This is a genomic window from Streptomyces sp. NPDC055189 (genome assembly GCF_053606765.1).
In genome coordinates, this window is the sequence record NZ_JBSGSG010000045.1 from 20881 (window position 1) to 32504 (window position 11624).

At 68.8% G+C, this 11624-nt stretch carries 11 protein-coding genes; 9 read left to right on the plus strand and 2 right to left on the minus strand.

Annotated features, from left to right (window positions below; all coding sequences use genetic code 11):
* Nucleotides 1-2 precede the first annotated feature (2 nt).
* Nucleotides 3-446, minus strand: coding sequence for a cell division protein SepF (locus tag ACWFR3_RS27530; RefSeq protein WP_361195829.1), 444 nt, complete (start codon nt 444-446; stop codon nt 3-5).
* A gap of 288 nt (nt 447-734) precedes the next feature.
* Here ACWFR3_RS27530 and ACWFR3_RS27535 point away from each other — a divergent pair, with 288 nt between their 5' ends.
* Nucleotides 735-2000 carry a DUF5685 family protein gene (locus ACWFR3_RS27535; RefSeq protein WP_453737316.1) on the plus strand — a complete coding sequence of 422 codons (1266 nt, stop codon included), beginning with the start codon at nt 735-737 and terminating at the stop codon, nt 1998-2000.
* A 76-nt stretch (nt 2001-2076) separates the two neighbouring features.
* Here the strand turns inward: ACWFR3_RS27535 and ACWFR3_RS27540 are convergent, their stop codons facing one another.
* A complete protein-coding gene (locus ACWFR3_RS27540; protein WP_453737317.1) occupies nt 2077-3051 on the minus strand; it encodes a transporter substrate-binding domain-containing protein in 975 nt (324 codons plus the stop codon).
* A gap of 549 nt (nt 3052-3600) precedes the next feature.
* Here ACWFR3_RS27540 and ACWFR3_RS27545 point away from each other — a divergent pair.
* From ACWFR3_RS27545 to ACWFR3_RS27580, 8 genes are all read left to right on the plus strand, one after another.
* Nucleotides 3601-4458: an amino acid ABC transporter permease gene (locus tag ACWFR3_RS27545; protein WP_453737318.1), complete on the plus strand. Its 858-nt coding sequence runs from the start codon at nt 3601-3603 to the stop codon at nt 4456-4458.
* Nucleotides 4455-5330, plus strand: coding sequence for an amino acid ABC transporter permease (locus ACWFR3_RS27550; protein WP_453737319.1), 876 nt, complete (start codon nt 4455-4457; stop codon nt 5328-5330). Before ACWFR3_RS27545 ends, ACWFR3_RS27550 begins: the two co-directional genes overlap by 4 nt.
* On the plus strand, nt 5327-6088 hold the full coding sequence (locus ACWFR3_RS27555; protein ID WP_453737320.1) for an amino acid ABC transporter ATP-binding protein: 762 nt from the start codon (nt 5327-5329) through the stop codon (nt 6086-6088). Before ACWFR3_RS27550 ends, ACWFR3_RS27555 begins: the two co-directional genes overlap by 4 nt.
* A gap of 50 nt (nt 6089-6138) precedes the next feature.
* The gene (locus tag ACWFR3_RS27560; RefSeq protein WP_453737321.1) at nt 6139-7113 is read left to right on the plus strand and encodes an ABC transporter substrate-binding protein; all 975 of its coding nucleotides are present in this window, start codon (nt 6139-6141) and stop codon (nt 7111-7113) included.
* A 61-nt stretch (nt 7114-7174) separates the two neighbouring features.
* Nucleotides 7175-7993, plus strand: coding sequence for a DUF1684 domain-containing protein (locus tag ACWFR3_RS27565; protein WP_453737322.1), 819 nt, complete (start codon nt 7175-7177; stop codon nt 7991-7993).
* A 257-nt stretch (nt 7994-8250) separates the two neighbouring features.
* The gene (locus tag ACWFR3_RS27570; RefSeq protein WP_453737323.1) at nt 8251-9150 is read left to right on the plus strand and encodes a S1 family peptidase; all 900 of its coding nucleotides are present in this window, start codon (nt 8251-8253) and stop codon (nt 9148-9150) included.
* A 159-nt stretch (nt 9151-9309) separates the two neighbouring features.
* Nucleotides 9310-10236, plus strand: coding sequence for a slipin family protein (locus ACWFR3_RS27575; protein WP_453737324.1), 927 nt, complete (start codon nt 9310-9312; stop codon nt 10234-10236).
* Nucleotides 10237-10510: 274 nt separating this feature from the next.
* Entirely contained in the window at nt 10511-11596 is a 1086-nt protein-coding gene (locus tag ACWFR3_RS27580; protein WP_453737325.1) for a S1 family peptidase, read from the plus strand.
* Nucleotides 11597-11624: the final 28 nt, after the last annotated feature.

Genomic DNA, 11624 nt, shown 5'->3' on the forward strand with positions numbered 1-11624 from the left:
CGCTAGCTCTGGTTGAAGAAACCGTCCGTCGGACGGCTCGCGGCCTCCCCGTTGACGATGTGCGTGTCGGCGGGGGTCAGCAGGAAGACCCGCGTCGCCACGCGCTCGATGGAGCCGCGCAGACCGAAGGTGAGGCCCGCCGCGAAGTCCACGACGCGCTTGGCGTCGCCGGGTTCCATCGACGTGAGGTTGATGATGACCGGGACACCGGACCGGAAGAGCTCGCCGATGCCGCGCGCGTCCCGGAAGCTGTCCGGGGTCACGGTCCCGATCCGGCGCCCTTCCTCCTCGGCTGCCTCGCTCGCCACCCGCACCCGCGGGTCGGTCACCCAGGCATCGCCGGGTCCCTCGGCTCCGTCGTCGTCATAGCCGTCGTAGTAACGCTCGTCGTTGTTGTTGTCGTCGACGAGGCCAAGCCAGGCACTCGCCTTGCGCACCGATCCCATGGACGCCTCCTCTCACAGCGGGCTTTCTGCGTTCCGCATCCCCATGTTCGTCCATGATGCGGATAGTGCGCCAAGTGGATAGTCGCCGCGCGGGGTTTTCGTGACGGGACTGGTGCAGAGTCAACACGCTGTTTCGCGTGGTCCTCAAGGGTCCTGCTGTGTACGGCTGCTGACAGTGAGTGAAATATGATTCTTCACGGCGTATGGGTGACGGGCGGTGCGTCCGGGTGAACGATCCCATCGATACGATGCCCCGGTTGATCGCAAACAGGCTCACGGGGGAGTCGTATGTTCGGAATCGTCAGGCCCTGCAGCCATCGTCTCGGCGAGGGTCTCAAGACTCAGTGGATGGCGCATCTGTGCGGGCTCTGCCTCGCGCTGCGCGGTGACCACGGGCAGTTCGCCCGGGTCGTGACCAACTACGACGGCCTGATCATCTCGGTTCTGACGGAGGCTCAGGCCGCCGAGTCCACCGGGTGGCGCCGCCAGGCGGGCCCCTGCCCGCTGCGGGGCATGCGCACCGCGTCCGTCGCACAGGGCGAGGGCGCGCGGCTCGCCGCCGCGGTCTCTCTGGTGCTCGCGTCGGCGAAGGTACGCGACCACGTCGTCGACGGGGACGGCCTCTTGGCCCGCAGGCCGGTGGCCGCCGCCGCCCGCAAGGTCGCCAGGAGCTGGGACCGGGCGGGCGCCCGCACCGGCGCCGACGTGGGCTTCGACACGGCGGTCCTGCTCGACGCCGTCGAACGGCAGGTCGGCATCGAGGGCTTGGCGGGCCCCGGCACCTCCCTGCTCACGGTCACCGAGCCGACCGAGACCGCGACCGCGGCGGCCTTCGCGCACACCGCCGTCATCGCGGGCAGGCCGGGCAACGCCGAGCCGCTCGCCGAGGCGGGACGGCTCTTCGGCAGGCTCGCGCACCTCCTGGATGCCGTGGAGGACAAGGAAGCTGACGCCGCGTCGGGAGCCTGGAACCCCCTGGCCGCCACGGGTACCGACCTCGCCCGGGCTCGCCGCCTCGCCGACGACGCGGTGCACGGCATACGCCTCGCGCTGCGGGACGCCGAGTTCACCGACGGCAAGCTGGTGCATGTGCTGCTGGCGCATGAGCTGAGCAGGTCGGTCGACCGGGCCTTCGGGACTGATTCGTGTGGGCACAGCCATGAGGTGACGGCTCATCAGGGGGGTTCGTTCGGCCCGCCGCAGGGCGGACCGTACGGACCTCCCTCCAGCGGTCCGTACGGCCCGCAGTCCCCGTACGGAGGTGGCAATCCGTACGGAGGCGGGGTGCCGGGAGCTCCCGGCGGTCCTGGTGGTCCCGGCGGTTTCGGGGGCGGGCCCGGATTCGAGCCGCAGCCCCCGAAGCCGGGGAAGCGGGGGTTCTGGGCGGGGTGCGCGGTCGCCATCGGCCTGTGCTGCACCTGCAAGCTGTGCTGCGCCGATTCCTACGAGGGTCCCTGGTCCCGCAAGAAGCGGGAGGGCTGCTGCAACAACTGTGGTGACAGTGGGTGCTGCGGTATCTGCGAGTGCTGTTCTTGCTGTGACTGCGGGCTCTAGGTACTCCGGGGTCTGATTTTTCTCCGCGGGTTCGTCGTGGCTGGTCGCGCAGTTCCCCGCGCCCCTTCGGGCGCGGTCAGTCCTTGATCTCAGGCGGTGAGATCCGGGACTCCTCGATCGCAGAGCCCTGGGTGCCCCACTTCCGCAGGATGCGTTCGTACGTGCCGTCCTTGATGAGCTGGTTCACCGCTGCTTGGAAGGCCGGCGCCAGCTTCGTGCCCTTCTTGAAGGCGAAGCCGACGTCGAGGCGGTGGTACTCGCCGAGGAACTTCAGTCCCTCCTGCTGGTCGACCGCGTAGCGCAGGCCGTTGATCGTCGACATCACCACATCGGTGCGGCCCTGCTGGAGCGAGCCCCAGACCGCACCCTGCTCGGCGTACGTCTTCACGCTGTACGGCTTCTTGCCCGCGTCCTCGCAGACGTGCTTGTTGTCCTCCAGGGTGACCTCGAAGGTGGTGCCCGCGCCGGTCGCCACGTTCAGGCCGCACAGCTGCTCGAAGTCGGTGACCTTCTTCAGCTTGCTGTCGTCGCGGACGGCGAAGCCCTGGCCGTCGTTGATGTACGTGACGAAGTCGATGGTCTTGCGCCGTTCCTCGGTCACGCCGAAGTTTCCGGTGCCCAGGTCGTACTTCCCGCTGTCCAGGGCCGGCAGGATCGCCTCGAAGCTCGCGGCCTCGCGCTTCAGCTTCAGGCCGAGCGCCTTGGCGACGGCCGCGGCGAAGTCGGCGTCCTGGCCGACGATCGTCTTGCCGTCCTCCAGGTAGGTGTTGCCCGGCGGGCTGCCGCCGACGGCGGTCGCGAGACTGAGCGAGCCCCGCTCGCGTACGTCGGCGGGCAGCAGCTTCGCGGCCGCCGCGTTCTTCTTGACCGAGGAGACCACGTCCTGCGTGGGGATCTCGTCGCTCTTGCCCGCGGGTGCCGCGCCGCCCGTGGTGTCGGCGGGGTCGCCGGAACCGCACGCGGTGAGGGTGAGGGTGGCGGCGGTGATCAGGGCGAAGGCCGCCGGGATGCGGCGGGTGCGCGGAAAGCGGGCATGCGGATACGTGCTCATGGCGTGACGGTCTCCGTCGGGCAGGAGGGCAGGGCGAACAGGAGGGCAGGGCGAAGCGGGCAGGGCGAAGCGGACGTACGAGGGAGGGGGTGCCGTCGCGCAGAGTCGTACGGCGGCGGTGTACGCGTGTGAAGGCGGGGTCAACGGCGCGCGGACGCACGAAAAGTGCGGTCCGCAAAAGACGCGAGGCGGGAGCGCCCCCGCGAAGGGAGCGGCTCAGCGCGCAGGGGGTCGGCTCAGAGAGTCGTCGAACACGACGCCGACCACACTCGACCGAAGTCGATGTGGGAGCGCGTGACCAGCCACTGCTGCGAATGCATGGGGCAAGTGGAACAGGCATCCGTTTCCGCGTCAACTGCCGTGAGACCTACCGCTCATATCCTGGACACCCTTGACAGCGGTCCGAAAGCGCCCCGTACTCTCAAGGCGGATCGTGCTGAGGGGCTCGGTCCGTGTGAAGGCATCACCCGTGTGTGATCTCCCGCCGAGCGTTTCGCCACGCGATCGCGCCGCGCGCCGGAGACCTCCGATATCCACGGAGCCTTCGCCATGTCATCCGACACGCTCGCCAAAGCCGCGACAGCCCCTCCCCAAGACCCACCACCCGATGTTCCGCGCATCGTTCCGCAGCGCCGTGCCGGGCAGTGGGTGGCCGCCGCCGCGGTTCTCGTGCTCCTCGCGCTCGCCGTCAATTCCGTCGTACGCAACGAGGCGTTCCAGTGGGACGTGGTCGGCGACTACTTCACCTCCGCGTCCGTGCTGCGCGGCCTGTGGCTCACGCTCTGGCTGACCGCCGTCGTCATGGCGCTCGGCTTCGTGCTCGGCGCGATCCTCGCCATGGGACGGCTTTCGTCCAACCCCGTTCTGCGCGGGGTCAGTTGGGGCTACGTGTGGCTCTTCAGGTCGATGCCGATCCTGGTGCAGCTGCTGTTCTGGTTCAACATCGGGGCGCTGTACCCGTACCTCTTCGGCGTCAAGACGGTGAACCTCCTCGGGCCGATCACCATCGCCGTCATCGGGCTCACCCTGCACGAGGCCGCGTACGCCGCAGAGGTGGTGCGCGGCGGCATCCTCTCCGTCGACCGCGGGCAGATCGAGGCGGCGCAGGCGCTCGGGCTCAGCCGGTGGCGCAGATGGCGGCGGATCGTGTTGCCGCAGGCCATGCGCTCCATCGTGCCGCCCGCCGGGAACATGCTGATCGGCACGCTCAAGGGCACGTCGATCGTCAGCGTGATCGCCGTGCAGGACCTTCTCTACTCCGTGCAACTCGTCTACCACCGCACCTACCAGGTCATCCCGCTGCTCCTGGTCGCCACCATCTGGTACGTCGTGATCACCTCGCTGCTCAGCGTCGGCCAGTACTACGTGGAGCGGCACTACGCGCGCGGTTCGGAGCGCACCCGATGAGCGTGACGGAGCGCAAGCCGGCCGATGACATCGTCAAGGACGACCACGACGCGCTGAAAGTCGTCCCCGTGCGCCATCCCTGGCGCTGGGCGGCCGTCGTGGCGACAGCCGTCCTGGTGGCCCAGTTCGTGCACGGCCTCGCCACCAACTCCGGCTGGGAGTGGGAGGTGTTCGCCGAGTTCTTCACCGCCGACGTGATCCTCAAGGCGGTCTGGGTCACCCTCCAGCTCACCTTCTACGGCACGGCCCTCGGCTTCGCGCTCGGCATCGTGATCGCCTTCATGCGGCTCTCCGCGAGCCCGTTCCTGCGAGCGGTGGCCTTCGCCTACATCTGGGCGTTCCGGTCGATCCCGCTCATCGTGCAGCTGCTCTTCTGGTTCAACCTGGCCTACCTCTACAAGGAGTTGCAGTTCGGGATCCCGTTCGGGCCCGGCTTCTTCTCCTTCGACACGATGGGCCTGGTCGGCGCGATGAGCGCGGCGGTGCTCGGGCTCGCCCTGCACCAGGCCGCGTACGCCGCCGAGATCGTGCGCGCGGGCGTACTGTCCGTCGACAGCGGCCAGTTGGAGGCGGCGGCCGCGCTCGGCATTCCCCGGCTGCGGCAGATCCGCCGCATCATCCTGCCGCAGGCGATGCGCTCGATCCTGCCCAACGCGGCCAACGAGATCATCTCCCTCTTCAAGGGCACCTCGATCGTCTCCGTGATGGCGATCGGCGAGCTCTTCTACCAGGTGCAGGTCATCTACGGACGCAACGGCCGCGTCGTGCCGCTCCTGATGGTCGCCACCGCCTGGTACGTCCTGCTCACCAGCGCCCTCTCCGTCCTCCAGCACTACGTCGAACGCCACTTCTCTAAGGGGGCATCGCGATGAGCGCGATGGTCGAACTCCGCTCCGTACACAAGTCTTTCGGTTCTCTGGAAGTACTCCGGGGCCTTGACCTGGAGGTCCGCAAGGGCGAGGTCACCGTCATCCTCGGCCCCTCCGGATCCGGCAAGTCCACGCTCCTGCGGGCCATCAACCACCTGGAGAAGGTGGACAAGGGGTGGATCAGCGTCGACGGCGCGCTCGTCGGCTACCGGCGCTCCGGCGACAAGCTGTACGAGCTGCGCGAACGCGAGGTGCTCAAGCAGCGCACCCAGATCGGCTTCGTCTTCCAGAACTTCAACCTCTTCCCGCACCTGACCGTCCTGGAGAACATCGTCGAGGCGCCCGTCTCGGCGCTGAAGCGACCGCGCAAGGAAGCCGTCGCCGACGCCGGGACCCTGCTCGACCGGGTCGGGCTCGCCGACAAGGCGGACGCCTACCCCAAGCAGCTCTCCGGCGGGCAGCAGCAGCGGGTGGCCATCGCCCGCGCGCTCGCCCTCGAACCGAAGCTGCTGCTCTTCGACGAGCCGACGTCGGCGCTCGACCCCGAACTGGTCGGCGAGGTCCTGGACGTCATCAAGGACCTGGCGAGCCAGGGCACCACGATGATCGTCGTCACCCATGAGATCGGCTTCGCGCGCGAGGTCGCCGACACCGTCGTCTTCATGGACGAGGGGCTCATCGTCGAGCAGGGCGCCCCCGGCGACGTACTCGACCGGCCGCGGCACGACCGCACCCGTGCGTTTCTTTCCAAGGTTCTCTAGCCAAGGCTCTCCAGCCACTTCTCCGGCCCATGATCTCCAGGAGCTCCCGCATGCTGTCCCGACGCACCACCCTCTCCCTCTCCGTGGCCGCCCTGGCCCTCGCGCCCCTGCTCAGCGCCTGCGGCGGGGACAGCGACGCCGCGACCGGCGGCGGCGAGCCCGGCACCAAGAAGGTCGGCAACATCAACATCGGGCCCGACCAGAACCGCGTACGCGGCAAGAAGGTCGACGCCATCGCGAAACTCCTTCCGGAGAAGGTGCGCGAGCGCGGCACCCTGCGGCTGGGCGGCAGCGCCGACTCGGTCGCCCCCCTCGGCTTCTACGCCACCGACGACAAGACGCGGATCGGCTCCGAGGTCGACATCGCGAGCCTGGTCGCCGACACGCTCGGCCTGAAGCCGAAGTTCGAGCAGGTCTCCTGGGAGAACCTCTTCGTCGGTCTGGACAGCGGGAAGTTCGACGGGGTCTTCTCGAACGTCACGGTGACCGAGGAACGCAAGGAGAAGTACGACTTCGCGACCTACCGCCACGACAACATCGCCTTCGAGGCCCGCAAGGACGCGAAGTGGACGGCGAAGAAGCCGGCGGACGTGGCGGGCAAGACGATCGCGGTCTCCTCCGGCACCAACCAGGAGAAGATCCTCGTCGACTGGAGCGAGCAGAACGAGAAGGCCGGCCGCAAGCCGGTGAACATCAAGTACTTCCAGAAGGACTCCGACTACTACCTGGCCCTCCAGTCGGGCCGCATCGACGCCTACCTCGGCCCGAACCCCTCGGCCGCCTACCACGTGGCGTCGTCGGGACAGACGAAGATCATCGGGACGCTGTCGGGCGGCGGCCCCAGCATCCAGGGCGAGATCGCCGCCACCACGAAGAAGGACAGCGGGCTCGTCGACGCGTACGCCGCCGCGCTCAACCACGTGATCAAGGACGGAAGCTACGCCGAGGTCCTCAAGCGCTGGGACCTGACGAGCGAGGCCGTCAAGGAGTCGGAGGTCAACCCCAAGGGTCTGCCCAAGGTGTAGAGGGGCGTCCACCGGGAGCCGCAAAGGGGTTCCCGCATACCGGTATGGAAGGGTTGATCACATGACGACGGACGCATCGACGGACGCGGTACGCGACTTCAAGCACTGGCACGAGCAGCGGACGGAGACGGTGTCGGCGCCCTACGGCCCGCTGGCCCTCACCGGCACCCACTGGCTCGCGGACCACCCGGACGGTTCGCTTCCGGACATCCCCGGACGCTGGACCGAGGCGGGCGACGAGATCGTCCTGACCGCCGATGTCGCCGACGGGCTCACTCTGGACGGGCAGCTCTTCAACGGCGAGGCCCGGCTCACCGCCGACCCCGGGCCGGTCGCCGCGGCCCGCGTCGGGCTCGGTGACCGCCGCCTGGTCGTGCTGCGGCGCGAAGGGCAGTGGGCGGTACGCGACTTCGACCCGGAGTCCGCCGCGCGCCGCGCCTTCCGGGGCATCGAGGCCACCGAGTACGACGCGCGCTGGGCGGTGCCGGGGCGCTTCACGCCGTACGCCGCCGACAGCACGGTGGACGGGGTGCGCACCGTGCGGGTCGGCAACGCGGACGGGGTCGAGCGGGGGCTCGGTCTCGGGGGTGAGCTGGCCTTCGGCCTGGCCGGAAAGGAGTACACGCTCCAGGTGTCCGTGGAGGACAACGGGTCTCTGTGGGCGGTGTTCGGCGACGCGACCGGTGGGGTGTCCAGCTACCGGTTCAGGTTCCTGCGGCCTGCCGCGCCGGACGCGGAGGGGCGCACGACGGTCGACTTCAACCGCGCGCTGCTTCCGCCGTGCGCCTTCGCCGACCACTTCATCTGCCCCTTCCCGCCGCCGGGCAACACCCTGGACGTCGAGATCGCCGCGGGGGAGCGGAACCTTATCGACCGCTGACTCGTCTGTAAGGGAGCCGATGACCCAAGCCCCGGTGGCGTACGAGAAGTACGGCAGCCGCCGGGGCCGGTCGCCGTATATCTGGCTGACGGCCGAAAGACACCTTGTGCGCGCTGTCCGCGGCCCGAATACTCCCGAGCAGCGCTTGTCAGGGGCACGGCGTATCCGGAATCCGGCTTGCCTGTTCTGCCCATTGGCTGCGCCTCACGGGCCCCAACCCACCGGGCCCACTGACTTCCCCCCGGGAGGAACAACAAGTGAGGAACAAGCGCACCACCCCCCGCAGCGGCATAGCGAGACGCACTCGTCTGCTCGCCGTGGCCACCGGACTTGTGGCCGCCGGCGCGCTCGCCGTCCCCGCTGCGAACGCCAATGACGTCACCACCTTCAGCTCGGCGCAGCTCACCAAGGCGAGCGACGCGGTGCTCGACGCGGATGTCGCAGGCACCGCATGGAGCGTCGACAAGGCGACGAACCGTCTGGTCGTCACCGCCGACAGCACCGTCTCCAAGGCCGAGATCGCCAAGATCAAGGAGGCGGCGGGCAGCAACGCCGGCGCCCTCAAGGTCGAGCGCACTCCCGGCAAGTTCAGCAAGCTGATCTCCGGCGGCGACGCGATCTACGCGTCCAGCTGGCGCTGCTCGCTCGGCTTCAACGTCCGCAGCGGCAGTACCTACTACTTCCTCACCGCCGGCCACTGCACCGACGGTGCGGGCACCTGGTGGTCCAACTCGGCAAAGACCACGGTCCTCGGGTCCACCACGGGCTCCAGCTTCCCGACCAACGACTACGGCATCGTCAAGTACTCGAACTCGTCGGTCACCAAGTCGGGCACGGTCGGCAGCCAGGACATCACCAGCGCGGGCAACGCCACCGTCAACCAGACCGTCACCCGGCGCGGCTCGACCACCGGCACCCACAGCGGCAAGGTCACCGGCCTGAACGCGACCGTCAACTACGGCGGCGGCGACATCGTCTACGGCATGATCAAGACCACGGTCTGCGCGGAGCCCGGCGACAGCGGCGGCCCGCTCTACGCGGGGACCAAGGCACTGGGTCTCACCTCGGGCGGCAGCGGCAACTGCTCCTCGGGCGGCACGACCTTCTTCCAGCCGGTCACCGAGGCGCTGAGCGCGTACGGCGTGAGCGTCTACTGATCCCCACGTACGACCGGTCTGCAGCCAGCAGCACGGGAGCCCCCGTCCGGGAAACCGGGCGGGGGCTCTCTCCTGTCTCCCGTCTCCCTTTGCGCGCCGTGCGGCGCTACCTTCGAAGGGCACGCCCAACACGCCCAATTCGGACCCCGGGGGGCCGGCATGGTCGAGGAGCTGGTGGCGGCGGGAGTTGCCGTCGGATGTGCCGGAGCGGTCTATGTGATGGCCGCGGCGCGTGTCGTCAAACAGTACGAACGGGGTGTGGTGCTCCGGCTCGGGAAGCTGCAGCGCGCGGTGCGCGGCCCCGGATTCACGATGATCGTGCCGTTCGTCGACCGGCTCCGCAAGGTGAACATGCAGATCGTGACGATGCCGGTCCCGGCGCAGGACGGCATCACGCGGGACAACGTCACGGTGCGCGTCGACGCGGTCATCTACTTCAAGGTGATCGACGCGACCGAGGCCGTGATCCAGGTGGAGGACTACCGTTTCGCGGTCTCGCAGATGGCGCAGACGTCGCTGCGGTCGATCATCGGCAAGAGCGATCTCGATGATCTGCTCTCCAACAGGGAGAAGCTCAACCAGGGCCTGGAGCTGATGATCGACTCTCCCGCCGTCGGGTGGGGCGTGCAGATCGACCGGGTGGAGATCAAGGATGTGTCGCTCCCGGAGACGATGAAACGGTCCATGGCCCGCCAGGCCGAGGCGGACCGCGAGCGCCGGGCCCGGGTGATCAACGCGGACGCCGAGCTGCAGGCATCCAAGAAGCTGGCCGAGGCCGCGCACGAGATGTCCGAGGAGCCGGCCGCGCTCCAGCTGCGGCTGCTGCAGACCGTGGTGGCGGTCGCGGCCGAGAAGAATTCCACGCTCGTACTGCCCTTTCCCGTCGAGCTGTTGCGCTTCCTGGAGAAAGCCCAGCAGGCGCAGCAGCCGCCGGTCGCGGTGTCCGAGGCACCCGCTGCCGCCGTGCCCGGGCCGCCTGCCGCGGTGTCCGATTCGCCCGTTCCCGCGCTGCCGGAATCCGTTGAGGCGGATGCGGAAGCCGGGGAGCCGGGCGTTCCGGGAGCGTCGAGAACCGGACAGGACTAGTCCTTACCCGCTGCCGATCACCTGCTTGCACCGGGTGTTTGCACCGGGGACCGACGTGGTGCGACGGCGTTGGTGAAGACACAGGGGGCGCACAGTGATTGTCGCGTGCGCGTCCTGAAGTAGACCTTGTGTGCTACCAGGCGGTATCGGGATAGTGGGCCGCACCATTTGGCATGGACGCGGCTTTATCAGCGTGTGCGACTCCGTGCCGGTACGCCTTCCGGCCCCCAGGTCCCCACACCGAACGGGCCGACCCCCCACAGGAGGACGTGACTTGAAGCACCGACGCATATCCAAGCGACGTGCCACCGTGGCAGGTGCGGGCATCACCGCACTGATCGCCGCCGGAATCACCTTCCAGACTGCGAACGCGAGTGAGAGTGCCCCGACCCCCACGCCGGACACCCTCTCGGTCGCGAAGGCCGGAAAGCTCGCCTCGTCGCTCGGAAAGGACCTCGGCCTCGACGCGGCCGGAACGTACTACGACGCCAAGGCCAAGAACCTCGTCGTGAACGTCCTCGACAAGAGCGCGGCCGACACGGTCGAGTCGGCGGGAGCCAAGGCGAGAATCGTCGAGCACTCACTCGCCGAGCTGAAGAGCGCCCGTTCGACGCTCAGCGACAAGGCGTCCATCCCCGGCACCTCGTGGGCGGTCGACCCGGCCACCAACAAGGTCGTCGTCACGGCGGACCGCACGGTCAAGGGCACTGAGCTCGACAAGCTGGGCGCGGTCGTGAAGGGGCTCGGCTCCAAGGCCGAACTCCAGCGCAGCAAGGGGGAGTACAAGCCCTTCATCGCGGGCGGCGACGCCATCTGGGGCGGCGGCGGACGCTGCTCGCTCGGCTTCAACGTGGTCAAGGACGGTGCGCCGCACTTCCTGACCGCCGGCCACTGCACCGAGTCGATCACCAGCTGGTCCGAGGAGCAGGGCGGCTCGGTCATCGGTGAGAACGCGGGCTCCAGCTTCCCCGACAACGACTACGGCATCGTCAAGTACAGCGGTGACACCGCGCACCCGAGCGAGGTGAACCTCTACAACGGCTCGACGCAGGCCATCAGCAAGGCGGGCGACGCGACCGTGGGCCAGAAGGTGCAGCGCAGCGGCTCGACCACGCAGCTGCACGACGGCACGGTCAAGGGACTCGACGCCACCGTGAACTACGGCAACGGCGACGTCGTCAACGGCCTCATCCAGACCGACGTCTGCGCCGAGCCCGGCGACAGCGGCGGCGCGCTCTTCGCGGGCGACACCGCGCTGGGCCTGACCTCGGGCGGCAGCGGTGACTGCAGCGCCGGCGGGGAGACGTTCTTCCAGCCGGTGCCCGAGGCGCTGGAAGCCTTCGGCGCGGAGATCGGCTGACAGATCGGCTGTGGGGCCGGTCCGCTGC

Coding starts and splice junctions, on each gene's coding strand:
- ACWFR3_RS27545 (WP_453737318.1), top strand. CDS start 3,601: ATGTCATCCGACACGCTCGCCAAAGCCGCGACAGCCCCTCCCCAAGAC.
- ACWFR3_RS27530 (WP_361195829.1), bottom strand. CDS start 446: ATGGGATCGGTGCGCAAGGCGAGTGCCTGGCTTGGCCTCGTCGACGAC.
- ACWFR3_RS27575 (WP_453737324.1), top strand. CDS start 9,310: ATGGTCGAGGAGCTGGTGGCGGCGGGAGTTGCCGTCGGATGTGCCGGA.
- ACWFR3_RS27550 (WP_453737319.1), top strand. CDS start 4,455: ATGAGCGTGACGGAGCGCAAGCCGGCCGATGACATCGTCAAGGACGAC.
- ACWFR3_RS27565 (WP_453737322.1), top strand. CDS start 7,175: ATGACGACGGACGCATCGACGGACGCGGTACGCGACTTCAAGCACTGG.
- ACWFR3_RS27540 (WP_453737317.1), bottom strand. CDS start 3,051: ATGAGCACGTATCCGCATGCCCGCTTTCCGCGCACCCGCCGCATCCCG.
- ACWFR3_RS27555 (WP_453737320.1), top strand. CDS start 5,327: ATGAGCGCGATGGTCGAACTCCGCTCCGTACACAAGTCTTTCGGTTCT.
- ACWFR3_RS27535 (WP_453737316.1), top strand. CDS start 735: ATGTTCGGAATCGTCAGGCCCTGCAGCCATCGTCTCGGCGAGGGTCTC.
- ACWFR3_RS27560 (WP_453737321.1), top strand. CDS start 6,139: ATGCTGTCCCGACGCACCACCCTCTCCCTCTCCGTGGCCGCCCTGGCC.